20 protein-coding genes are annotated in these 24,828 nt (G+C 50.1%); 7 read left to right on the forward strand and 13 right to left on the reverse strand.

What is annotated here, in order from left to right:
- Positions 1 to 125 precede the first annotated feature (125 nt).
- Both M1D61_RS00685 and M1D61_RS00690 read left to right on the forward strand, forming a co-directional pair.
- Positions 126 to 467: a zinc ribbon domain-containing protein YjdM gene (locus M1D61_RS00685; protein ID WP_458120718.1), complete on the forward strand. Its 342-nt coding sequence runs from the start codon at positions 126 to 128 to the stop codon at positions 465 to 467.
- Positions 468 to 825: 358 nt separating this feature from the next.
- Positions 826 to 1,887: an LLM class flavin-dependent oxidoreductase gene (locus tag M1D61_RS00690; RefSeq protein ID WP_458120719.1), complete on the forward strand. Its 1,062-nt coding sequence runs from the start codon at positions 826 to 828 to the stop codon at positions 1,885 to 1,887.
- 263 nt (positions 1,888 to 2,150) lie between these two features.
- Here the strand turns inward: M1D61_RS00690 and M1D61_RS00695 are convergent, their stop codons facing one another.
- Together M1D61_RS00695 and M1D61_RS00700 are read right to left on the reverse strand one after the other, a co-directional pair.
- Positions 2,151 to 3,338, reverse strand: a complete 1,188-nt coding sequence (locus M1D61_RS00695; protein ID WP_458120720.1) for a hypothetical protein — start codon at positions 3,336 to 3,338, stop codon at positions 2,151 to 2,153.
- A 242-nt stretch (positions 3,339 to 3,580) separates the two neighbouring features.
- Entirely contained in the window at positions 3,581 to 4,414 is an 834-nt protein-coding gene (locus M1D61_RS00700; RefSeq protein WP_458120721.1) for an undecaprenyl-diphosphate phosphatase, read from the reverse strand.
- Between the two features lie 207 nt (positions 4,415 to 4,621).
- Between M1D61_RS00700 and M1D61_RS00705 the strand changes: the two genes are divergently transcribed.
- Positions 4,622 to 5,644 carry an SDR family oxidoreductase gene (locus tag M1D61_RS00705; RefSeq protein ID WP_458120722.1) on the forward strand — a complete coding sequence of 341 codons (1,023 nt, stop codon included), beginning with the start codon at positions 4,622 to 4,624 and terminating at the stop codon, positions 5,642 to 5,644.
- Between the two features lie 81 nt (positions 5,645 to 5,725).
- Here the strand turns inward: M1D61_RS00705 and M1D61_RS00710 are convergent, their stop codons facing one another.
- Together M1D61_RS00710 and M1D61_RS00715 are read right to left on the reverse strand one after the other, a co-directional pair.
- Positions 5,726 to 6,655, reverse strand: coding sequence for a phosphotransferase enzyme family protein (locus M1D61_RS00710; protein WP_458120723.1), 930 nt, complete (start codon positions 6,653 to 6,655; stop codon positions 5,726 to 5,728).
- Positions 6,656 to 6,736: 81 nt separating this feature from the next.
- On the reverse strand, positions 6,737 to 7,165 hold the full coding sequence (locus M1D61_RS00715) for a MarR family winged helix-turn-helix transcriptional regulator (protein ID WP_458120724.1): 429 nt from the start codon (positions 7,163 to 7,165) through the stop codon (positions 6,737 to 6,739).
- 121 nt (positions 7,166 to 7,286) lie between these two features.
- On the opposite strand from M1D61_RS00715, the gene M1D61_RS00720 reads away from it, so the two are divergent.
- The 4 genes from M1D61_RS00720 to M1D61_RS00735 all read left to right on the forward strand — a co-directional run bounded on the left by M1D61_RS00720 (position 7,287) and on the right by M1D61_RS00735 (position 11,581).
- A complete protein-coding gene (locus M1D61_RS00720; protein ID WP_458120725.1) occupies positions 7,287 to 7,877 on the forward strand; it encodes an NAD(P)H-dependent oxidoreductase in 591 nt (196 codons plus the stop codon).
- 130 nt (positions 7,878 to 8,007) lie between these two features.
- Complete coding sequence (locus M1D61_RS00725; protein WP_458120726.1) at positions 8,008 to 9,561, forward strand: histidine kinase N-terminal 7TM domain-containing diguanylate cyclase; 1,554 nt, start codon at positions 8,008 to 8,010, stop codon at positions 9,559 to 9,561.
- 360 nt (positions 9,562 to 9,921) lie between these two features.
- Positions 9,922 to 10,476 carry an RNA polymerase sigma factor gene (locus tag M1D61_RS00730; RefSeq protein ID WP_458120727.1) on the forward strand — a complete coding sequence of 185 codons (555 nt, stop codon included), beginning with the start codon at positions 9,922 to 9,924 and terminating at the stop codon, positions 10,474 to 10,476.
- Positions 10,460 to 11,581, forward strand: a complete 1,122-nt coding sequence (locus M1D61_RS00735) for a DUF4179 domain-containing protein (RefSeq protein WP_458120728.1) — start codon at positions 10,460 to 10,462, stop codon at positions 11,579 to 11,581. The genes M1D61_RS00730 and M1D61_RS00735 overlap by 17 nt, the downstream gene beginning before the upstream one ends.
- Before the next feature lie 257 nt (positions 11,582 to 11,838).
- Here the strand turns inward: M1D61_RS00735 and M1D61_RS00740 are convergent, their stop codons facing one another.
- The 9 genes from M1D61_RS00740 to M1D61_RS00780 all read right to left on the reverse strand — a co-directional run bounded on the left by M1D61_RS00740 (position 11,839) and on the right by M1D61_RS00780 (position 24,638).
- The gene (locus M1D61_RS00740) at positions 11,839 to 12,522 is read right to left on the reverse strand and encodes a DUF4956 domain-containing protein (protein WP_458120729.1); all 684 of its coding nucleotides are present in this window, start codon (positions 12,520 to 12,522) and stop codon (positions 11,839 to 11,841) included.
- Positions 12,523 to 12,548: 26 nt separating this feature from the next.
- A complete protein-coding gene (locus tag M1D61_RS00745; RefSeq protein ID WP_458120730.1) occupies positions 12,549 to 13,256 on the reverse strand; it encodes a polyphosphate polymerase domain-containing protein in 708 nt (235 codons plus the stop codon).
- Between the two features lie 28 nt (positions 13,257 to 13,284).
- Entirely contained in the window at positions 13,285 to 15,066 is a 1,782-nt protein-coding gene (locus M1D61_RS00750; RefSeq protein ID WP_458120731.1) for a CotH kinase family protein, read from the reverse strand.
- Entirely contained in the window at positions 15,056 to 16,759 is a 1,704-nt protein-coding gene (locus tag M1D61_RS00755; RefSeq protein ID WP_458120732.1) for a CotH kinase family protein, read from the reverse strand. Before M1D61_RS00755 ends, M1D61_RS00750 begins: the two co-directional genes overlap by 11 nt.
- Positions 16,760 to 16,875: 116 nt before the next feature.
- Complete coding sequence (pelG, locus tag M1D61_RS00760) at positions 16,876 to 18,297, reverse strand: exopolysaccharide Pel transporter PelG (protein ID WP_458120733.1); 1,422 nt, start codon at positions 18,295 to 18,297, stop codon at positions 16,876 to 16,878.
- On the reverse strand, positions 18,273 to 19,712 hold the full coding sequence (pelF, locus tag M1D61_RS00765; RefSeq protein WP_458120734.1) for a GT4 family glycosyltransferase PelF: 1,440 nt from the start codon (positions 19,710 to 19,712) through the stop codon (positions 18,273 to 18,275). The genes pelG and pelF overlap by 25 nt, the downstream gene beginning before the upstream one ends.
- A complete protein-coding gene (locus M1D61_RS00770) occupies positions 19,712 to 21,562 on the reverse strand; it encodes a DUF2194 domain-containing protein (protein WP_458120735.1) in 1,851 nt (616 codons plus the stop codon). Before M1D61_RS00770 ends, pelF begins: the two co-directional genes overlap by 1 nt.
- Positions 21,563 to 21,565: 3 nt before the next feature.
- The gene (locus tag M1D61_RS00775; RefSeq protein ID WP_458120736.1) at positions 21,566 to 22,465 is read right to left on the reverse strand and encodes a hypothetical protein; all 900 of its coding nucleotides are present in this window, start codon (positions 22,463 to 22,465) and stop codon (positions 21,566 to 21,568) included.
- Positions 22,458 to 24,638 (reverse strand): NAD-dependent epimerase/dehydratase family protein, encoded by a 2,181-nt coding sequence (locus tag M1D61_RS00780; protein WP_458120737.1) that lies wholly within the window; start codon positions 24,636 to 24,638, stop codon positions 22,458 to 22,460. Before M1D61_RS00780 ends, M1D61_RS00775 begins: the two co-directional genes overlap by 8 nt.
- Positions 24,639 to 24,828 lie beyond the last annotated feature (190 nt).

Consider the following 24,828-nt stretch of genomic DNA (forward strand, 5'->3'; position numbering starts at 1 on the left):
ACTATATACTACACAGCCAGACCCGCGAGGAACCATGAATAGGGAAAAGGACAGTGAAAACATTGTCAGCGGCACCGGACTATGGGAAAATAGATGAATCTGACAACGAATGGAGAAGTGAACGTATGACGGATTTACCGAATTGTCCGGAGTGCAATTCCGCGTATACCTATGAGGATGGCAACCTGCTGATCTGCCCGGAATGTGCTCATGAATGGACACAAGGTGAAGATGTGGACAGCACGGAAGACACGCTGGTCGTGCGCGATGCCAACGGCAACATTTTGCAGGACGGTGATGCCGTAACCGTGATCAAGGATCTCAAGGTCAAAGGCAGCTCCTCCGTACTCAAAATCGGCACCCGGGTCAAAAGTATCCGTCTCGTCGATGGCGACCATAACATCGACTGCAAAATCGACGGCTTCGGCGCTATGAAGCTCAAATCGGAATTTGTGAAAAAGAACTGATCTTCACCCCACAAGACACAGCGAGATTATGCAGCCTGTGTCTTTTTTACATCGTGTAAAGACACCCAGGGTACCTGCCAGAGATAAGATGGTATCTGTTAAAAGGTAAAACGGGCCAGCCATCTTAGATAGTACTTGCAATATACAGTAAAATAGTTTTAAATAAAGATAATATAATATTTCGATTTAAAGATATTTTGGTTCATCAATGAAAAGCAATAATGAAAGCCATGCATCCCACTACAAATAACCGCCTGATCAGGCATAGGAACACTGCGGAATCACCTATCGTCATCCATAATAATAGAAGAAAACAACGGCTCGCCAGACAGGCAAAGCCCAACAGGAGGATATTATAATGGAAATCGGAATCAGTACTTTTGTGGAAACTACACCGGATATCGAGACAGGTCAGACGATCAGCCACGCCGAACGGATTCGTCAGGTGGTGGACGAGATCGTGCTGGCGGATAAAGTAGGGCTGGACATCTTCGGCGTAGGCGAGCATCACCGGGTCGATTATGCGGCGTCTGCGCCGGCGGTCATTCTCGCAGCAGCGGCTTCACAGACCGAGCGCATTCGCCTGACGAGTGCAGTAACCGTACTGTCTTCGGCAGATCCGGTACGTGTATTTCAGGAATTTGCCACACTTGATGCCATTTCTAACGGACGGGCAGAGATTATGGCAGGAAGAGGGTCCTTTATCGAGTCATTCCCGCTGTTCGGCTACGATCTGAATGATTACGATGCCCTGTTCGACGAGAAGCTGGAACTGCTACTGAAGATCCGCGATTCGGAAAAAGTCACCTGGGAAGGCGGCCACCGACCGGCGATCGATAACCTCGGCATCTACCCGCGTCCCGTACAAAATCCGCTTCCTGTCTGGATCGGCAGCGGCGGTAACACCGAATCGGTCGTGCGCGCCGGATTGCTCGGACTGCCGCTCGTACTGGCCATTATCGGCGGACGCCCCGTACAGTTCGCCCCGCTGGTAGAGTTGTATTACAAAGCCGCTGCACATGCCGGACACGATGCTTCCAAGCTCAGCGTCGCCTCTCACTCCCACGGCTTCATCGCCGATACGACCGAGATGGCCGCGGACAAATTCTTCCCGTCCACCCAGGCGAGCATGAATGTACTCGGACGCGAACGCGGCTGGGGCCCATACACCCGCGCCAGCTTTGACGCCGCCCGCAGCCTGGAAGGCGCCTTGTATGTCGGCGACCCCGAGACCGTCGCTACCAAGATTATCAACCTGCGCAAAAACGTAGGCATCACCCGCTTCATGCTGCACACCCCGGTCGGTACCATGTCGAACCACGACGACGTACTGCGCGCCGTTGAACTGCTGGGCACCGAAGTGGCGCCGAGAGTAAGAGAAGAAGTCGCCCGCTGGGAAGCGGAAAATGGCAAGCAGTAACGTCATATGCAAATGCAAAGGAACCCCGTGCCGATCAAGCACCGGGTTCCTTTTTGTGTGCATTCCATTTTTTATATTGGAAATTACCTGTACATACTACACAAGTATCTCCACTCTGAGCAACAGTAGAACCTTTATACAAGCACCACATGATGCTGCTTCTTCGAACTCATGCCGAGGCATATCCATCTGTTCATAGCAAAGTCCACCAATAAAAAAAGCCTGATCCTCAAAAGAGGACCAGACTTCATTCATCCATACATTTAGAACTTGGAAGGGAACTTCTTCACAATCGCTTCAGACAGCGTATTGCCCGTCATCCACATGTGATTGTAACCCGTACGCAGCGCTTCATACGACTTGGCATATCCGCCGCTGTGGTAGGAGTCAAACGCAGTGATGACATGAGCACCATGCATTGCGTTCGCCTGATACGTTTTTGTTTTGTTCAGTGGCAGACGTCCGGTCTGGAAAGCAGTCAGGTCAGCGACAAACTTGCCGAGGTCTTTTTTCGCAGCCGCACGTCCGGCCTGGTCATTATTCAGTGTAGCTGTCATGTAAGCCTGGTAATCACGGATATGACGGTTCCACAGGCTGTTGAATGTAGCCGCGGCATTGGCGCCGAACAGACGCTGATGCGTGTTGGTCAGTGCCTGGGTATTGCGGTCGAGTGCAGCTTTGACATTTGGCAGATCCGGCGCATTGTCGTTACCTTTTTGCAGCATCAGTATCGACAGGATTGTGTGCTCACCAAGAGCTTCGCCCATCTGCTGACGGAAATAGGCGGCTTCGGTCTGAGTGGTAGTACGTTTATATTTGGAAGGATAGCGTTCTGCCGTAGCTGTTGCCATGGAAGCACCGATCAGAGCAGCGCGTGCATAGGCACTGTGTGCAGCCGAGTAGGCAGTTCCGTACTTGCCTTCCGCATAGGAAGTGAAGGATTGCAGCAGATACGTATCATGAGCACGCAGATTCGTGAGCAGCTTGGTCTCATTGATATACGGATTCTGGCTTTCCATCGCATTGACCATGGCAGTCGTGCTGCTGGTCATACCAGCCTGGGCAGCTTTGCGGGCATCCGCATTGTTGTTGCGCGTCGCAGTCACATAGTCCATGAAGTGTTGAATATGTCTTTTCCATTGATTCTTGATCTGGGATGCTGCGGCATCCGTGTAAGTACTGGACAGCAGTGACGCGATACTGTTGGTGTTGGCATTCAGCGCAGCCATGGCCTGCGGGAGGTCTTTGGACTGGTTGAACTGTTTTTGCATGGCGATAACCATCATGTAACTGTGTTCACCGTAGACTTTGGCCATCGTTGCACGCAGATCTGCTGCTGGTGTCGTCGTAGTTGGCCGCGCCGCATCCGCTGTCTTGAAAGCGATTGCAGGTGATACCGCCAGTGACAGGCAAAGCAGGAGAAGAACCGTTAATCTGGACTTCATTTTCATTCTATTCGCCCCTTTGAAGATAGTATGCTTTCCAAGATTTAATAAAGAAAAATAAATGTTTTGAACCACAAATAATGACAGTTAAAGAATTATTTTCTGAATTCAGCAGGAAAGGCTCTATAGAAAGCACATGAAAAAGCCACTCTCTACCCGGTGAGCCGGGTGCAGAGAGTGGCGATACTGCAAAGCGGTTGATGACTCTTCATGCAGACGGAAATGCTGCAAGCCTTGTTAGTGTCCGATTACAGGAAAATCAGAATGCATAGAGCAAGCAGCAGACAGTAGGCAGAGAAATAGACCAGCTTGCCATTTTTCATAATGTTGATAAACCATTTCAATGCATAGAAAGAAGCCACAAAAGAAGCGATAAAAGCGACCGCATAAGAAACGATCAATACCGGCGTCCATTCCATGGCCAGCAGATCCGGCAGCTCCAGAATGGCTCCGCCCAGACTAATCGGTATGTATAACAGAAAAGAAAAGCGAAGAGCCGTCTCCTGCTTCATTCCGATCAGCATCGCGGTCACGATGGTGGCTCCCGAGCGGCTAATACCGGGAATGAGAGCGACAGCCTGCCCGAATCCTACGATCAGTGCATCTTTCCAGGACAGCTGGGCATCATTTTTGCGGCCGCGCATATTGCGTATGACGAAAAGGGCAATAGCCGTTACGGCAAGACTGTAGCCTACGATATGTACTCCCTTGAGATGTTCACCGATATAATCATTGAACAGTACACCAATTACACCGGCAGGGATTGTCCCGAGCACCAGATAGATCACAAACAGAAAGTCGTTTTTTTGCTCTTTGCCCTGTTCACTGTCAGCAGCAGACTGACGGGTGATATAAGCCAGTGTCGATTGGAACAAGCGGCGTATATCTTCGCGAAAAACGAGAAGTACAGCAAGCAGTGAGGCGGTATTGACGAATGTCTCAAAGCTAAGCCCCTCGATTTCCAATCCCAGAAGCTTTTGTACCAGTACGACATGTCCACTGGAAGAAATCGGAATCGGCTCGGTAAAGCCCTGCAGGGCCCCCAGAAATAGATACTTTAGAACGGTTAATAGAAAGTCCATAATAACTCCTCTCCTGTTGCGCTGGCAAACAGCCTGAAGACGGAATAATCCATCCAGGTGCATGCTTTTTCTCCCTATACTGTACATGACATGATTTGGACAAATCAAATTTCACGGGATCGGACCGATTTGTAAACGGGATATTGTCGTGCTATCGTAGAGGACAGAGTGATGCAGTATCCAAATTTTATCTGCGGAGGTGTATTTATGAAAGCGCTATTTATCGGAGGTACAGGTACGATCAGTCAGGCGATTACGCAGCAGCTGCTGGCACAGGGATGGGAGTTGTATCTGCTCAACCGAGGGAATCGAAATGACGATCTGCCGGACAATACCCGGATTCTGCAGGCGGATATTAACGATGAAGCCAAAGTTGCCGAGCTGATCGCCGATCTGGAATTTGATGTGGTCGCAGACTTTATCGCCTTTGTACCGGCGCAGCTGGAGCGGGATTATCGGCTGTTCGCGGGCAAGACCAGGCAGTTTATTTTTATCAGTTCCGCTTCGGCGTATCAGACACCGCCGTCGGATTATCGGATTACGGAAGGAACACCGCTCGCCAATCCGTACTGGGAATACTCGCGGAACAAAATTGACTGTGAAGATTACCTGATGAAGCAGTACCGGGAGCAGGGGTTCCCGGTGACCATCGTGCGTCCGAGCCATACATACAGCGAACGTTCCATTCCGCTTGGTGTACACGGCAGCAAGGGCAGCTGGCAGGTCGCCCGCCGGATGCTGGAGAACAAGCCGGTGATTATACATGGGGACGGTACCTCGCTGTGGACACTGACCCACAGTGAAGATTTTGCCAAAGGATTCATCGGGCTGATGGGCAATATTCATGCACTTGGCGAGTCCGTGCATATTACGTCCGACGAGTCGGTCACCTGGAACCAGATTCATGAAGTGATCGCCGATACGCTTGGGGTTAAGCTGAATGCGGTGCATGTATCGTCTGAATTCCTCGACGCGTGCAGTACGGAAGATTACCGGGGCAGTCTGCTCGGGGACAAAGCGAATACGGTTGTGTTTGACAATACCAAGCTCAAGCGGCTGGTACCGGAATTTGTAGCTACGATCCGCATGGATCAGGGCATTCGCCGCACCGTACAGCATATTTGGGATCATCCTGAGCTGCAGCAGGAAGATCCCGAGTTCGACGCCTGGTGCGACCGTGTCATCGAGGCGCTGGATCAGGCAGCCGCCAGGGTAAGGGACGGCAAGTAAGGATTGGATCATACAGCATACTGGGAAAGAAGACACAGCGGTTCACCGAAAGGTGGGCTGCTGTTTTTTGTTGTATACAGTTCACTCATCCAACAGCTTACTGTAATCGTCTAATCCATATAATAAGCGCTCTGCTGTACGTAGAACAGGTTTTTGCAGACCGTGCTGTATTAATAAAGCTGCAATCCCTCTTACAGTCCATAATTGGATCTGTTCGAACAGAACAGCATTATCCATACATCCATATCGCTCATATCCTTGCCTGAATAAGCGGATATGCTCCTGATTCACCCTTGCATCCTGACTAAGATCAAGCATAGAGGTAAACAAAGCAGCAATATCAAAATGAGCATTACCACGCCGAACCTCTCCAAAATCAATAAAAAAGATCCCCTCGCTGCCAAAGATCAGATTCCATTTCCCCAGATCGCCATGAATATAGCCGGTGTGCTGAACAGAAGAATTTTCATAAGTAAGGCATCGTTCTATACGGAACTGCAGCATACGAACGATTGACTGATCACTTTCATCTAGTTGATCGTAATTATTGTTCAGATCCAACCGATTCACCGCGCAGATTAATGAAAAGCGGTCCGGTTGAACCGGTACATTTAACGAGCGGGTCGCGGTATGAAATAATGCTGTTTTCACACCAAGCTGTTCATAATCAATAGGGTCAGGCGATACAGGCAGCGGTTCAATATAAGATTGAACATTATAGTAATTATTTTGATAAAAGGTAAAGGGATGACCATGTGCAGTATGTATCATCGGCGGACATACCTGCCGGCCAGCCATCAGGCTGGATATGGATGCTTCCATTTCAGCCTGGCTGCGGCTTTGCAGACGCCGTACGACAAATATACCTTTGGTGCAATGGACAATCCGTGCCTGTGAGGTGCTGCCCTGCACCGGTTCGGTCACAGCATGCAGATTACCCAGCGCATAGCTGCCTAGAATATGCAGCAAATCATGATGGGCAAGGTTGGGAGTGGTTTTGTTTGAGTCCATTGTTTCTCCTTTGCATCAGAGAATTTTCATAATACCGATAACCGAATACCTACAGTCAGGCGAGCTGGTACAGTTGTGGGATCAGTTAAATATCTTCTCCTGCAGTAGCGTCAGCGCCTGCTCCACCTGCACCATCTCTTCCTCGGACAACGCTGCTGCCCGCTTGGCAAAGCGCTCTTTGACGGTCTGGAAAATATCTTCCATCATCACGCTGCCCTGATCGGACAGGCGGATGAGCTGCTTGCGGCGGTCCTGCGGGTCGGTGACCTTTTCGCAGAGTCCTTTGTCGGTCAGCTTGCGCAGTTCGCGGCTGGTGTTGGGCATGGACATATGGATACATTCGCTGATTTCGCTCAGGGTCACCGGCTGGCTGACCATCAGGTATTCCATGATTTTATATTGAGCCGGAGTCAGTTCGCCGGTCGGGATGTCTCGGGTCATCTCGCTGCTCACCTGATGCACGGCCGCTGTAAAAGCGACAAACTGCTGGAACAGATCATTCGTCTTCATATCTTCACCTCGCCTTCCAACATAGCAAAATACTTATCATATTACAATTATCATTTGACAAGTAAAATAGAATCCTGTTACTGTTTGATTATCAAATGACAACTAATCGAGGGGCGATGTCATGAAAACACTAATTATCTACACCCATCCCAATCACCAGAGCCTGAACTATGCCATGATGCAGCAGGTAGTGCGCGGTATCCAGGACCATGCGGCCGATGAAGAGATTCAGGTGATCGATCTGTATGCGGACGGATTTAATCCGGCGCTCGTCTTCAACGAACACAAGCGGCGCCGGGATATGCATATTGATCCTGAACTGCATACCTACCGGGAACAGATCAAATGGGCAGATCGCATTGTATTCGTCTATCCGATCTGGTGGGGACGTCCGCCGGCGATGCTGCTGGGATTTATCGATCGCATGATGGCATCGGGATTTGCCTACGCATATCGCAAAAGCGGCGATTGGATCCCGGAAGGGCTGCTCAAAGGCAAATCGGTCGTGTGCATCTCGACCATGCAGGGACCGACCGGCTACCTGCGGCTGTGGCTGAACAATTCGCACAAAGTGCTGATGCGCCGCGCGCTGTTCAGCTATGTAGGCATCCGTCAGGTGAAGTTTTTTGAATTTGGCAGTATGGAAAGTCCCAGAGGCAAGCATGAGCAAAAGCTGGACAAAGTCTACCGCTATTTCCAAACAGCCCGTTAAACCGATTAGCTGCAATTCATAAAAGTCAATTCTATTTTACGGTTATAGCCTGCTATATAATGAACTGGATAAACCAGCAAGCTCTGCAGCCCAGGCTGCCGACGAGCTTAGTTCGATGGAGCAGGTGAAGATGGAACAAGAGCTATTAACCTATATCCTGATCATTATTGGCGGCGGTGCGCTGAGTCTCTGTCTGTGCATATACGCTCTGTTCAGGTTCAGACAGGCACCCGGCGGCAGGTATTATATCGTCACTACCTTTTTGGCTTCGGTATTTAATTTTGCTTATTTATTTGAACTGACCAGTCCGACGCTGGAACAGACCTGGTTCTGGTTGCGGATGGAATATATTCCGCTGCCGTTTATTCCAGCCTTTACCCTGCTGATGTGCTGTGATTATGTCGGACAGAAGCTGCACCGGTGGGTCTATTATGTATTGTTCCTGATTCCGCTGGCGACGATCGTGATGCAGCATACCAATGAATATCATCATCTGTATTACAGCGCGATGAGCCTTAGCACAGATACGCCATTTCCGGTCACCCGGCTGGTGCATGGGCCTTATTTCTATGTGCACTCCGTATACTTGTATGGCTGCCTTGCTCTCAGTATTCTGATTCTGCTGCTGCAGATGCGCAGGGTGAGATGGCGCTTCCGGATGCAGATTCTGACGATGGTAGCCGGGCTGATCGCTCCTGTGGTGGCGAGCTTTTTTTATGTAGGCGGCAAGAGTCCGTACGGAATTGATCTGGGACCTTTCTTTATTAGCGTGTCGTTTATTTTTCACAGTATTGCCCTGCTGCGGTACCAGATGTTCGATGTGGCACCGATTGCGCGTGACATCGTCTTCGAGAGCATGGAGGACGGCGTTGTGGTGCTCAATGAGAATGGCGTGCTGGTCGACTACAACAATGCGATGACCGACCTGCTCGAGGGGCTGGATTCCCGGGCGATCGGGATGCCCCTGATGAGTCTGCTGGACAGTTATCCAGTGCTGCGTGAAGTGCTGGTGCGCGGGCAGGAATGCGATTATGAGTGTGAGCGCAGAGCGGTGAAGACATACTTCCGAATCCGCTTTGCACCCGTGCGGGACCGAAAAGGAACACCGGTCGGCCGAATTATTATTTTTGCGAATATTACCGAGCAGGCCCAGCTGGAGGAACAGCTCAAGCACCTTGCCAATACCGACGGGCTCACCCAGCTGCTCAACAAGACCGCCCTGATGCAGCGCTCGGAGCAGGTGATCGAGGGACTGTCCCGCCAGGACGGCGGGCCGGTGGCCGTGATTATGTTCGATATCGACCAGTTCAAGCAGGTCAACGATACGTACGGACATGAAGCCGGGGATATCGCTCTTATGCATCTGGCAGCCACGGCGCGCGAGATTCTGGATGAGCAGGACATTGCGGGCAGGTACGGCGGGGATGAGTTTATTATCTGTATGCCCGGCGCCACGGTGACGGAAGCGTACGAGCTGGCCGAGCTGATCCGCAGCCGAATTGCCGGCAGTGAACTGCTGGTGGATGGCGAGACGATGCGCATCAGCTCCAGCTTTGGCGTGGCGAGTGTACAGGTAACGCCCGGCGACCGGGAGACTTCGGTACAGCAGCTGATCCGGCAGGCGGATCAAGCGTTGTACGCAGCCAAGCGGATGGGGCGCAATTGTGTGCAGGTGTACGGCTGACGAGTATTTCAGGAGGATGGACCGAATCGGATCGATGCGCATCATCGAATAGGATATCAATATATCAAAAAAAGACTCTCCGGCAGGGGAAGAGTCTTTTTTGATATGGATCTTACTGCGCATAATCACCGTTATAACTCACCAGCACGACATCCGACACACCACTCACATTGGACAGTTCATTTTAAATGGTTAATGGCTATCTATATCTAATAAAGAAAGAAATATTGTTAGTTATACAAGCGAGCTTGATTTTTTGGTTTTCGATTATTTGCCTACATAGTTCTAATAATATAATTTGTTACACGTGTCACAACTTTATATTTTCGAAAGTTATATATAGCAAAGGAGGTTCACGACATGGAACAAAATAAAATAGATGAAGATATAAACCAAGTTGTAAATAAAGTTCAACAAGGCGATAAGCAAGCGTATGCTTCTATTATTGAACGCTTTCAAAAACCTATATTTTTATATTGTTATTATACACTTCATAATCAGCAAGAGGCAGAAGATACAGCACAAGAAACTTTTCTAAAAGCATATAAACATATTAGTACATTTACCCCAACTTATTCGTTCTCAGCCTGGTTGTATAAAATTGCACAAAATGCTTGTATTGACGCGTTGAAGAAGAGAAAAAAAGATTCAAAAATGCTATCTGCCTATCGGGATAAGCATATAGAGGAAACAAAACTTTCAGATATTGATCTAGTTCATGATTATTTAGATAAACTGACAAAAGAGGAAAAACAGATTGTACTTTTAAGATCACTCGAAGAATACAGCTATGAAGAGATTGCATTTATTATGAATTTAAAACCGGCTACAATTCGCAAGAAGCATGAAAGGCTGCGTAAGAAGCTTATTAAAGAAAAAAAACGAGGAGTGAATACTTATGAGCACTCATTTTAATGCAGATCAAAATTTAAAGAAACTAAAAAATGCCATTTTAAATACTCCAATTGAAGTTGATATGAAGGACAAAATTATGATGAACTTAGATAATAATCAGAAGGAGTTGTATGTTAACCCCATAAAAGCGAAAAAAAGCTGGAAATCTAAAACTTTAGTAGCTCTAGCTTCCTCTGCAGCAGCAGTTTCCCTGTTAATTGGAACAAGCATGGCTTCACCTGCGCTTGCTTCTACACTTAGCCAGATTCCTTTAGTAAGTAATCTATTTCATTTAGCTGGAGACATGGGATTAAAAGTGGCTAGTCAAGAAGGGTTTTATACAGTAGTTAATACTAGTGATACCGATAAAGAATTAACTGTAAAAGCATCTGCCGTGTCGTATGACGGAACACGAGTTTCTGTAGCTATAGAAGGTACAGAATCAGGAGCTTATAAAGATTGGACGACTAAAGTTCAAAACATAGATATAGCAATCAACGACAAAGACATCAAAGCTTACTCGATCGCTGAAGATAATAATGCAGGTATATTCTTCTTCCCTACTGCAAATAAAGACTCCATGATTCTGGAATTTGGTGATTTAAAAAATCAAGGTGGTATTTCTTTTCCAGATCATTTTAACGCAAGTCTTAGCCTTAATATCGAAGGCGTTGAGGAGCCTTTTAAACTGGATGTACCAGTCCAATTAAATACAGATAATGTTTTGGTTATGACCCCTGCTATTCAAAAAAGTGCTAAAGATGTTAGCTTTAAAGTTAATAAGTTGCAGCTTACACCGATCACTACAACTTTAACAACAGAATTCTCCACCCTATCTAAGATAAACGACTCTGATAAGAAGTATGGTTATGAATTACAAGATGATAAAGGGAATAAGATAGAAATGATTTATGCTCATGGGTGGAATGCTGACGACGGAAATATTTTAACTACAGATACCCAATTTGAACCTTTCATATCATTACCAAAATTCATTATAATAAAGCCTTTTACGTATGTATTCGAAGAGAATTCAAATAAATACAAATTGGATAAAAAAGGAAATATAGAAGTTAACTATATTCCTGAATTAGAAATCAAATTGCCTATAGAACAAGATAAATAAAAGCAAAAGGAGGGGAATCTAAGATTCCCCTCCTTTATTTCACTTTATTATTAAGCTTTAGTTAGTCTTATCGAATAACACTAATGTAGTAAGCACCTAACAATTGTCCGCTTTCTTGTTTCATAACATACTTACTTCCTAATCTTTTTAAAACAAATAAATGGCCTTTCCCAAAAGTAATCTGGGAAAGGCCGGAGTTTGAATAAAAACATTTTAATTATTTGTTTGACAGGAGTATTACCCAATATTCTAGTGCTTTACTGCGCGTAATCACCGTTATAACTCACCAGCACCACATCCGACACACCGCTCACATTGGACAGTTCATTAATAAACTGCGTATTATCCGGGTCCGCCAAACGAATCTCGACGGTCATCTCGGTAATACTTTTGCGAACCGTTTTGGATTTCAGTACATACTTCAGCTTGCGCAGAGCGATCTTGACCGGCTCGGCTGCGGATTCGTCGTAGTGAATCACGAGCAGATACGGTGCCTCGCCGTTCTGGCGGCGGGACATGAAGAAGATGACGAGCGTAATGACAATCGAACCGACGATGGCAAAAGCATACAGCGTCGCACCGGTCGCGATACCGGCGGAAATCGCCCAGAACATGAACATGATGTCCATCGGGTCCTTAACCGCGGTCCGGAAACGGACGATACTCAGCGCGCCGACCATCCCCAGGGACAGCACGATATTGCTGCTGATCGTCATAATGATCAGCGAGGTAATAATCGTCATCAGTACAAAAGATACATTGTAGTTATGACTGTAGACCACACCGCGATAGCATTTGCGGTATACCCAGTAGATGAGCATCCCGATCGCAAACGCGATCAGCAGGCTCCAGAACATTTCGATAAAAGAGACCTGGTTGAATGAATCCAGCTGCAGGAAGCTCTTTTTGATCACATCACTAAAATTGGTCGTTTCGTTCATGTTGCTATTTGTCCCCTTCCAGGCGGTCAGCCCGTAAACACTTTTTGTTTTTCTTTACACAGTACATATTTGGAAATGGTCGAGCGGTTATGTGAAGACAGCTGGATCAGATGCTTGATAAAGTCCGGCAAAAACTGATTGTATTTCACCTCAAGAATCTGGCGCGGTCCTTCGATCGACTCCAGTGTCACCAGATTCGGATCGAAGATGTCAAAAGACTGCACGCCCGCCTGCAGCTGCTTGTCGAACGTGATCCGTACATCGCTGACCGGGTAAATATACGCTTCCCGGATATAGTCGACGACGACGGATGGCTTGAGCTGCCCGTGCAGCATATCGTAGTAGAATTCACGCATCAGCAGATCACCGGATTCCAGCAGGAACTGCGATTCCCCGGCCATCAGCGAGTCGAACTGCGCCCGGGTGAGCGGCGCGGATTCCTTGGCGGTGAATTCGTTGAATTTGCTTTTGCGCTCCAGCTTGATCACGGCATCGCTGCGGTTGTAGATGCGGATACGGTATTTTTTGCGCTGGAAAGTCCCGTTATTTTTATCAAACAAGGCTGTCTCATTCATATTGTCAAAGTACAGACTGCGGATATGATAGCCGTCATTACCAATCGAGTTGCGATCCAGCCGCATCACGGTAGCGACGCGCCGCCGGAGGCTCTCGTATTCGTTGGGAGCAATATAGTATTTCAGTTCATGCCGCAGCCGTTTATTGGCGAACTTCATGGTTGACCTCTTTTCTGTTCACTGGTGTTCAGGGAATATACAGGGCTTTGACGCCAAAATGGGTCAGGCCGTCGATATCGGTGTATTCATCATAGGCGGTCATATGGTGGCCGCTTGGATCTTCTGCGGTCACGGTCCAGTAATACTGACCGGAGGACAGAGCTTTCATGGCGGCAGTTGTGTTAATTCCGACCTGCTCGTCCAGCAGTGGAGCGGTCATATCCGGCGTCCGCGAGACGATGATATGGTAATTCAGCGTTTCGCCCTGCAGATCGTACGAAGGTTCCCAGCTGAACTGCAGCTGACCCTGCACGGTCTGCGGCTCCAGCAGCCGGAACGGCATCGGACGCTGCAGGCTCTCCAGATACCGCGTATAGCTCTGTTCGCTCCATGCCGGCAGCTGCTTCAGCTCCTGTTCACGGTCGCTGATGCTGCCGGGCAGATAGCCGGGATCACTGGACTGCAGTACAGCGGCATCGGCGATCCGGCGGTAGTCCGCGATCATCTGCGCGGTCTGTGCCGGGGTGATGATTTTGCGGAATTCCTCGATTTTCGCTGTCAGCAGCCGGACATGCTCCGGGTTTTGGAAATAACGGCGGATCAGCTGGTTATCCCAGTAGTTGGCGATGCCATGCTGCCACGGTGCCCGCTGGCTGAGCACGGCGCTGTGCAGCTGTCCTTTGCCCCAGGCACTGTCGTAATCCCATGGAATGAAAAACCATTTGCGGGATTCGGTCGGGGAGTACAACAGGTAGTTCTCCGACGAGGTCGAATAGTTATCCATCAGGATGTTCACGGCCAGCCAGCTGAGGACATTATCCCGGTCAAAGTATCGATCAAATACATCGTCAAACTGCGCTGTAGTACTGGCATTCACATCATCCAGCATCTGCAGCAGTTTCTGGTGATCCTTGCTGCCTTTGACCTGCAGAGTATCCTGAAATCGGTCCTTGTCGAATGTGGGATCGTCCTCCAGCTTGAGTGCATCGGCATTGCGGTCGAATTTGAAATTGTTCGCTTTGTACAATCCGCCGCTGGAGTCGAGTCCATGTGCCCGCAGAAACTTCTTGTTGGGCTGTTCGATCTGCGTATATAATCCGTAATCGGCAAATTCATCACTCTGTGCATCTTCCCGGGTCAGATCCTTGATATGCAGCCGGACAAAGGAAGTCTGCATGCTGACCGTATCCGGCAGCCGGGTCATATAGTCAAAGCTGAGCCGATTGCGAAACCGGGTCAGATCATTCACCGACTTGACCAGATTCACAGTCGACTGATCCCGCCAGGCTCCGGCCTGACCGTTCAGCTTGATTTTGTATGACTTTTGCGCAGAGCGCAGGGAATCATTGCCTCGCAGGGAGATGGAGCTGTTGGCCTGATAGTCCGAGTAGCCGAACATGCCGTGCACCGGACCTTCCGCATTGCCTTCCTGGAAAATGGCATCCATGGAGCGGTTATTCTCATCCTCGGCACTGGATACCTCACTGAGCTGGTCCCAGCTGAGCGGATGATTGCGGTCCAGATTCTGATGCATGATCGTAATGTAAATGTCGGTAATGCCGGAAGAGGTCTCCTCCTGATACAAGGACTTGTTATCGCTGAGCGTATCGCTGGCATAGGCCTCCTGCTGTACGCTGGTTGCTGGATTCACATCCCATGGCAGCAGACCCTGCGGGACACTGCAGCCGGACAGCGTCACGGGCAGTACAGCAGCCAGCAGCAGGAATACTGACCGGCAGCGACCGGCTCGGCGGTGGTCTGCACGATCCTCACGGAAGGGGCGCAGACGGGAGAAGTGCTTATTTAACATAGAATTCACGTACTCCATAATGGTTCTGGTTGTTCAGATCTTCGTAGGTATCAAAGGCAGTCATCGAATGCCCCTGGCTGTCTTCCGCGAGTACACGCCAGTAATAACGTCCCTGAGTCAGTCCATCCAGCTTCAATTCATTGACAGTCAGCCCGGATTCATCACGCAGCGGATTCGTCATATCCGGCGTGCGGGCCAGGGTAAAGTGGTACGTAATATCGTCAGCCTGCATATCATAGGAATTATCCCAGCGGAAGGATAGATTGCTGCCCTGCTGCTGTACATCGCCCATGAAGAACGGCATCGGATACTGAAGCATTTTATCAAAGCGGGCTATCGACTCTTCCGGAATATCCATCAGATGGTTGACCTCGCCGCTGTATTCTTCGATCGGCTCGGGCAGATTGCCCAGGTCCGGCAGCTGGTAGACATACTTTTCCGTAATCGGACGGTACTTGTCGACCAGCTTTTGCGTCTCTTCGCGGTTGATGATGCTCTGGATTTCCTGAATCTTGGTCTGCAGAGCCGTCACATTGGCCGGATTTTTGAAAAAGCGGTTCTGCAGCTGGCTGCCCCAGTAGTTGGCGATGCCGGCTTTCCATGGTGCACGGCGGGACTCGTCATCGTCGTAGAAGCCCCAAGCGCCGTCATAATCCCACGGGAGGAAATACCACGTATTGGAGTTGAGCGGAGAGTAGAGCATAAAGTTCTGGGTCTGGGTGTCGATGTTATCGGTCAGAATATTGACCGCCATCCAGGTCAGGAAGTTATCCTGGTCAAAATGCTCGGTGAACACCTCATCAAAATCCTTGGTCGAATCATTCACATCGTCCAACATTTGAAGCAGCTTGGCATGATCGTGATTGCCTTTGATCTCCAATACTGATTCGAAGGCGGTCCGGTCAAAGGCAGGATCGCTCTCCAGCTTGAGCTCATTTTCATAACGGTAAAATTCAAAGTTGGACGCCTTGTACAGCTGACCGTTCGGGTCGAGTCCATGGGAACGCAGGAACGTCCGGTTCGGCTGCTCCACCTGGGTATACAGTCCATAATCCTGATACCCGGCATCGCTGCCGGCCGTCAGATCACGCACATGCAGCTGTACGTACTGAGTACGCAGGCTGACCATATCCGGTATGCGCTGCATCATATTGTAGCTGAGCATATTACGCATGCGGGTAAAGTCATAGGCGCTTTTGACGAGGTTGATCGTTGTCTGGCTGCGCCACTGACCGGCATCTTTATACAGGCTGATCTTGTAGGACTTCTGGTTGGAGCTGAGGGTCGATTTACCGCGCAGCTTGACCATGGCATTCGGCGTTTTGGTATCATAACCAAATTTGCCGGCTACCGGTCCTGTGGCATCGCCCTGCTGCAGGATGGCATTGACGCTTTTGTCGGGCGTATTGTCATCCGGCAGCTTGATCTCGTTGAGCTGTTTCCAGCTTTCCGGATGAACAGCGGTCAGATTGTCCTTGGTAATCGTCAGGTACATATGGATGACGCTGTCCTGACTGTCGGTCTTGTAGACGCTGCGGTTATCTTCCAGCCGGGGATGGTAATTTGCCACGGCTCCGGCTGCCGGACTGCTGGCAACAGCGGTGGAGGTATCCTTCCGATCCTCACATCCGGCCATAATCAGCACACCCAGTATTACGGCCAGCATAGCTGCGGCCTTCTGGTACATATTCATAACTGCCTCCGATCTTTTCATTGCAGGGCCGGACCGTACAGGATCTTCAGCAGATCTGACGCTGTCCGGCATCATGGTATTTCTTTCACTTGGGGACGAGGTTGGTGGAACGGTTATCAGCGCTTCAGCAGCGGGCCGAAGCGGTTATCCGTCTTGCGCGCCACCAGCGGCTGCGCACTGAACGTATAATAATTAATATGGTTAAGCACATACACAATGCGTCCGAGTGCAGCGATCAGCGTAACAAAGGAAGCCGCAAAGAACGAGAATCCCTGATCATTGGTCCAGATGGACACCACGGTAAAGAGCGTGTTCATCGCCAGAAAAGCAACCGCCAGCCACAGCACCCCTTTACGATCATCAAAATAAAGCAGTACAAGCGCGAGCACATTATAGATAATGTAGGCAAAATAACCGATGACGAGAATGTTGAACAGATCCACTTGGGTCGAAGTGAAGCCGATCAGGGGCAGGAATCGGATACCAATCGCGATCGAGATGATCGAGAAAATCATCTGAATACCCATAATCAGCGTAAACTGCTGTCCCAGCACCTGATACATCTCGTTGCGGGCGCGGTTAATGTCCAGAATCGAGCCTTTGGACAGAATAAAGTCATAATAACTGCGGAACTTGGGATAAAAGCTGGTCTCCAGCGATACGACGAATACGATCAGTGTCGGTACTGCCGACAGAAACGCGCAAAATACCGCCACATCGTACTGCGGCGCCATCAGGAACGCTCCGCTCACCTTCACACCAGCCGGACCGGCCCACTGTACAAACTGATGGGCGAACAGCCCGACCGAGTTCAGCAGTCCAATCGCGAGCAGCGAAGGATAACGACGCAAAAAGGCGAGAAAGGAAAAGTTGGATACCGTCTTGCCGGGTTTGAAATAACGTTCGATCTGGATCATCAGCATGATACAGGTCACCAGAAATCCGCCATCAAAAGCGAACAGCGCCGATGAAGCGGTCCGCAGCGGTGTCAGATAGAGAATGACAGCCAGCATAATGATCGATACCGCCGCACCGCTGGAAAAGGCCAGTACGATGCGCTTGTAGTTTTTCATCGCCGATACATAGACGACCTGGTTCCAGATCACGATCAGCAGCATGTACAGCAGGAACAGTCCCACTTTGATGGACAGCGGCAGCTCCGCGAACACCAGGAAGACCAGAGCCGGGATGCCGCCGAACACCAGACTGATCTGGATGCTGCCATACAGAGACGGCAGCAGGGCATTATGATAGCCTTCGTTGAGAAAGTCCGAGCTGACCCGTGTCAGATACATCGTCATCAGACTGCTCACAATATAGGAGAAGATAAACGCATAAATAACGCAGCTCTGAAACAGCTCCACATTCAGGTAATCCGTACCTGCTCCGCGCAGCATCCGGTTGAACACGCCAACCATCACGATACAGAGCAGCATCGGGCCAATCGTAATCAGGGATGAATAGGTGTAGGCTTTGGCCTTGTTGACCAGTCCGCTCTTATCAAATAATTTTTTTAGTTCGAAACCGATACCGGCCATCCGTTAAGCCCTCCACATGTTTGATACAAATTCTGATAACCGGTAATAAAGTTATGGTTCGTGTACAGCGTACGTACACGATTCCGGCCATTCTCACCCATCCGCTGACGCAGCTCTGCGCTCCGGCACAGCTGGATGACCGCTTCACCGATCCGTTCATAGCTCATGACCGGCACGACGCTGCCAGCCGGACCGAACTCGTCGTTATTGCCGTAGATCAGCTCCTTGCAGCTGCCGACATCGGTAGTGACCATCGGTTTGCCTGCGGCCAGCCCTTCGAGTACGGCAAGCGGCTGTCCTTCACTGATACTGGTCAGCAGCAGGATATCCATCTGTCCGATGTATTCCTTGACGTTAATGCTGCCGGTGAAGACTACATCTTCCACCTGCAGAAGCTCGACCATCAGGCGGCATTCCTCGTAGTATTCCGGATCTTCCTCATACGGTCCCATAATGAAGAATTTGGCTTCAGGAACCTGGCGTTTGATAATGTTGAAGCTCTGGATCATCGTCTTGATATCCTTGATCGGCACGACCCGTACGACACCGCCGATATAGATCGGCTCGCCGGGAGCCTTGGCCGGCAGATTCTCATAATCCGACGCCGTCACACCGTTTGGAATAATGCGGATTTTGTCCGGCTCGCAGCCCAGTTCGATCTGGATTTCCCGGTTGCGGTTGAACAGGGTGATGACTTCATCCGCATACTGGTAAGCACAGGTGGAGAGGGTATAGAAATAGCGAATCCAGATATCCTTGAAATACCCGTCGACCCAGTCGGCCTTGATAATCTCTTCTTCCCGTTCGCGCGAGTAGATGCCGTGCTCGGTCAGCATCACCGGCTTGCCGTACAGATACTTGGCGAGGCTGGCGAGTACGCCTGCATAACCGGTTGATACCGCATGATACAGATCTGCCTGCGGCAGCGGCTTTTGCACCGTCAGCAGCAGCGGCAGCACCATCGAGCGTACCGTCCAGAACATCTCGGTAAAAGGAAGCTGTTCGTACTTTTCCTCACACAGCTGGCTCATAATATCAAAGAAATCGCGGCTCATGAGGAAGTTGGCGGCATTGCTCAGCTTGGGGTCGCACAGCACGCTGAAAATACGGCTCCAGTCCAGATCCCCTTCGCCGGAAATCAGTGCCTTGATCGATTGACGCTGATCGGGCGTGAGGCGTAAGTGATGCCCCCATTCGCCTTCCAGCTGCATATATTCATCCAGAAAAATCTCCTGTACTTCGACAATATTGGAGGGCAGTGTGTATTTGAACTGCCCTTTTTGCTTGCGCTCCGCGGCGATCGCATAGATCACAAACTCATGCTCCGGCATATTGCGGGCCAGGGAATGAATCCAGCTTGATACCCCGCCGGTCACATACGGATACGATCCTTCCGCTACAATACAGATTCTCATTATGTCTTGTCCCCCAAACCAATCTTGAATTGATCCCGGGTCACTTCCACCAGATACGACCCGCTGTCAATCCGGGTCACTTTGCAGTTCTCCTGGGCCGTGATCGGCCGGTCTGTACGCAGTACGTAGAAGAGTGAACCTTCCGGGAAATGATTGATATAGCCGTCGATCTCGCTATTCTTATGCACAAAGTGCGGCTCGCTGATCTGGTATTTCTGCAACTCTACCGCTGCCTGGGAAGCGGTCATTGGACGCAGCCAGCTGTACTGCTGCACCGATTTGCTGATATATTTCTCGAACATATGGCGCATCTGCTCCCAGTTGTAGGACTGGCTGCGATCCGGATCGAGAATATCATCCGGATGCACGAAGTGGGAGAAGACACCGAGCGAAGTTACCGCATTGGCGGTGGCCCAGTCGTTGAACTCGTCCGTCATAAAGCCCGACGAAATCCGCGGCAGCTCGGCGATGCCATCATCGGCAATCTCGAATTCCTGTACATAGGAGCGGTTCTCCGGATCTTCACTGTAGACGGAAGAGATGCTTTTCAGATCCGGCCAGCTGCTTTTGAGCGCTGCCCGGCCATCCTGATCAAGTGCATTGGATGGTGGCACATAGGTCATGACTTTATAGTTCACAAAAGACTGATGAATAAATTTGAGCACACTGCTGATCGATTCCGACATGCTTTTGCGGTCCGGCCAGGCGGTATAGCCAAAGCTGTCGGCAATCCGTTCATTCGTCGTCAGCGATTGGTGATTGTAGCCGTGCACGCCAATCTCGCCGCCCTGCTTGATCAGTTCGCGTCCGAACAGCGTCAGGTTGAGACCGTCCGCATCAGTTGGCGCGCCAAAGGGCGGCTTGACCTGATTGTTGTACGTCTGGATTACGACGCCGGTGTATTTGAGGTTATGCTCGGCAGCGATTTTCAGCATGTCCGGCCACCAGATATCCTTGTAAAAGCGTGCGGTATTCCGGTGATATTCCTCGTATATCTTGTCATTGGTCCCCGCCGGAATCGGCGCCGGGAAGTCGTCGATGTACATCAGTTCGATATTGAGCACCGGGTAGATCGTATCCGGCAGCATCAGGCTGATGGCGCTGGACAGTACGCCCCGGCTCGTCTTCTCCTGGAACATCGAGCCGTTGAATACGACGAATTTGCCTTTGCCATAGGTAGTCTCCCACAGCAGCGGCACTTTCTCGTCGCTAATGGCATGCACGATGCTGTCACTGCCCAGACGCACACGAATCGAGCCGTTCTGGATCAGCTCCGGCGAATACTTGGCATCCTGGTCGTTCAGCAGCACATTGCTTTTCAGCTCCAGACCGGTAGAGGTTAGATAACCGCCCAGCTCGATAATGCCCATTTTGCGGTAATTCTGGTACAGGGCCTGATCGATCTGCGGCATGGAGGTGAACAGCAGGCTACCGCCATTTTGCACATAACCTTCGATCCAGCCGGTGTCAGGCAGCTGGGACAGGCTGGACAGTGTCAGGATGACACCATCATAGGCGCTGATATCCGCTGGCATGGTGCTGGCATCGATCGCATCGTAGCGAACTTTCATATAGTTCAGCATATGCTGTGCATTGTTTTTGATTTTGACACTGGCGCTGTCCTTGGGGTTAAAGAGCAGCAGCAATTGCCGCTCTCCCTGCAGGGCTGCGGTCTGTTCCGGTGTCAGGGCATTCGTCTGTTTGATGCCGGACATATCCTGAATATTGTTCTGATTGCCTTTCATATGAAGAATGGCATCGGAACGTGAAGCCTGAATGATCAACGCCATGACCAGCATAAACGCCAGCATGGCATAGACCTGGGTAGTTAATTTAAATGAAAATTTCATGGGTTACGCACCTTTTTCCGACCAGTACCGAATGACATTCAGGCCCGTATTGGATACTTTGATATTGGATTGCTTGAGGGAATGCAGCGTCCGGAAAAAGGCTTCCTTCATCTGCAGGGTATAATACAGCTGCAGTGCAGCCAGATACGGCTGTTCACTGTCCGGATACGCCTCGCGGAACTTCTGTTCATACTGAAGCGCCGTATCGGGGCGATCCAGCTGCATCTCGCTGTTGATCTTGGCCTTAAATGTCTGCTCATCCCCGCCGCCTGTCTCGATCAGTTCACCGAGCAGACGGGCATAGGTGGACAGGTAAGTATGCCGGGTAGCACGGTCCATGAATCCGCTGTGCATATACTGGCGGATCACTTCCGCATATTCGCGCAGCAGCGCTACCGAATGATCGCCCTGTTCATGACGAACGGAATAATGCTGGATCGACAGAGTCAGCTTGCGCTTGATCTCCACGACAGCGGTCACCGCATAGTGGGAAGTCTCCGTGTCTTCATTGCTGACCGCCTGTTCCAGCAGCGGCATCATCGCCCCGGGATCGTCCTTGAGAAAGTCCAGCATCAATCGGCGGCGGCTCGTATGGTCATTCACGAGCAGCGCTTCTTCCAGCGGCACCAGGTTGCTTTCCTTGCGCACATCCAGACTGCGGAATACACGTACAGGCTGCTCGGCCGGCGTCTCATCGGTCAGATGGCCGGTGGAACGGGACAGGCGCAGATAGCCGGATCGCAGTCCGTCGCGGAGCAGGGAGATGAAGAGACCAAACAGAGGCAGCAGCATGACCAGCGTAATCGCTCCGGCTGTATCTTCTCCACAGCGGGCACGGTATTTCCAGCGCAGTACGCTGTACACCGCTGCCAGTACGTAATACAGCAGCAGGAGACTAAGCATAGGCGATCTCCTCCTGCAGCACGCTGGCCTCCACACCATGATAATCCAGACGGTTGATCACGAGTTGTGCTTCCGCATGATTGGCATTGGACAGCAGCAGTACAGGATGCCCCTCGATCATGCCGAGATGATCGGAATCCCGCTTGACGCCATTGACCAGATGAGCGAGGTCAGATAGACTGCGTCCTTGTTCGGCCAGGGTCAGCAGTGTATAATCACTGCCATGCATCCGGTACGCTTCTTCACGGGCACGCAGAATCTGGCGGAACGCCGATTCATTCAGTACAGGCAGATCATCGATATACCGGTGCTGGCGTGTGGCTCCTTCGTACTGGAAGGCACGTGCGAGGGAAGAGGAGATCATGTCTACGCTGACTTTGAGCATATTCTCATAATTCATGTTCAGATTCTCAAAGGAAGGCTCATGCAGGGAGACGAGCGCAATCACCTGCTGATTGTGAATAACGGGCACGATATACATTGGCACTTCGGCATCCATCGCCTTGTTGACGAACATGGTCTTGCTTTCAATCGCTTCACGGAAATAAGGATGCTCATCCAGACGAATCGTCTTGGGCAGGCTAAAGCCGGCATTTTTGGATTGAACGAGCAGACGCATGTGGTTCGTTTCATTCACGGAGTAGATCGAGATATGGCGGGTATCCAGCAGATTCTCCAGCACATCTATCGAGGCAGTGATGACTTCTTCCGATTCGAAGCTTTCCAGCTTGCGGGTAATGGTATAGATCCGGCCGATGCTGTCTTTGCTGCCGATCAGCTGGCGCTGCAGTTCTTCCTTGATCTTGCGTGTATCCTTGTAAATATGGCTGAGGAACACATAGCGTTCTTTCTCGGCGGCGAGTTCGTTATGAATGGATACCGATTCACGCTTATGCTTGTCGGACACAAAGCCGACCACCATGCCGAAGAACAGATAAATCGCGAAAATAAACAGGGCTTCCGGGTCATACAATAAGGTCTGCCAGTCGCGTCCATTGGAAAGGGCTTCGTAGAAGAACAGTCCGGAGGCGAGCACAGACGACAGAATCGACTGCCGTGCACCGTACACGATACCGAGCAGGATAATATATACCAGCTTGAAGTCGATATCGGCGGAGATGGACCATTTGCTGCCATACTGGGAGATCATGAACAGAATGGCAAAAGCGAGCAGGTTCTCCGCATACGGCCGGATCATCGGGAACCAGTTGGTGTAACCGGATTTGCCGCCTATTCGGGCACTGATTGCAGGTTTGCGACTGTGATGCTCACGGAACCAGGCGTAGGTTTTCTCCATGCCTTCCTGTACCGAATACAGGGGCAGCCAGTCGAGATCCTTTTTGACCATGGTGTTGTCGAGAGACGAGCGGTAGATATCGCCTGCACGTGATTCCTTGTAGTTAACGTCCTGGATCGGTTCCAGCTGTTCCAGAATGCCGATCAGTTCATTCAGACTTGTCTCCGTATTGGTGGACAGATTGTAGATGCCGGTTGCGTCGCTGATCGCGCCGCGGTAGATGCCGTCCACGATGTCTTCCACGTAGATGAAATCACGGGTCTGCTCACCGTCACCGAAAATATCCAGGCTGCGGCCTTCCATCATGCGCTGCATATAGATGGAGACGACGCCGCCTTCGCCGATCGTGCCTTGGCGCGGGCCATACACATTGGCAAAGCGGAAAGCGAGGGTAGGCAGTTTGTAGATGTCATTCCATTTGCTGCAGTATACTTCCCCGAGTAGTTTGTTGATGCCATAAGGGGATACCGGTTCAGTCTTCATCCGTTCATTGAGGGGGACCTGTTCATTAGGGCCGTACACAGCTGCTGAAGAAGCAAACAGGAATTTGGATACGCCGTACTTGTTGGCGCATTCCAGCATGTTGACGAGACCCAGGATATTGGTCTGGGCGTCCTGACGGGGCTCACGCATGGAGACCGATACATCGACCTGGGCGGCCAGATGAATCACGATATCCGGTTTGATACTCTGGAAAATCTCTTCGCACCGTTCATCTTCTACACTTAACTCATAAAACTTGTGGGGAACGTTCACGTTCTCCTTACGTCCGGAGGTCAAATTGTCGATAATATAGACCTGATGACCTTCTTTGTGAAACCGTTCGGCTACGAACGAACCTATAAAACCGTAGCCTCCTGTGACCAGCACATTCACGTATGTTCCTCCTAAAATAATTTGTCCAATCCGTCCATGTAACGTATAACTGGATTCAATTATTTTAAAGGTAATTAAGTAAATTTGACAACTATTTTCTTACATTTCAGTAATATTACTCACGATTTTAGTATGTAAATATTTGAAATAATAAATCAGTGACATAATTCGCCGAAATACAGGTGTTAAG

The sequence above is a fragment of the Paenibacillus sp. Z6-24 genome, assembly GCF_054161335.1.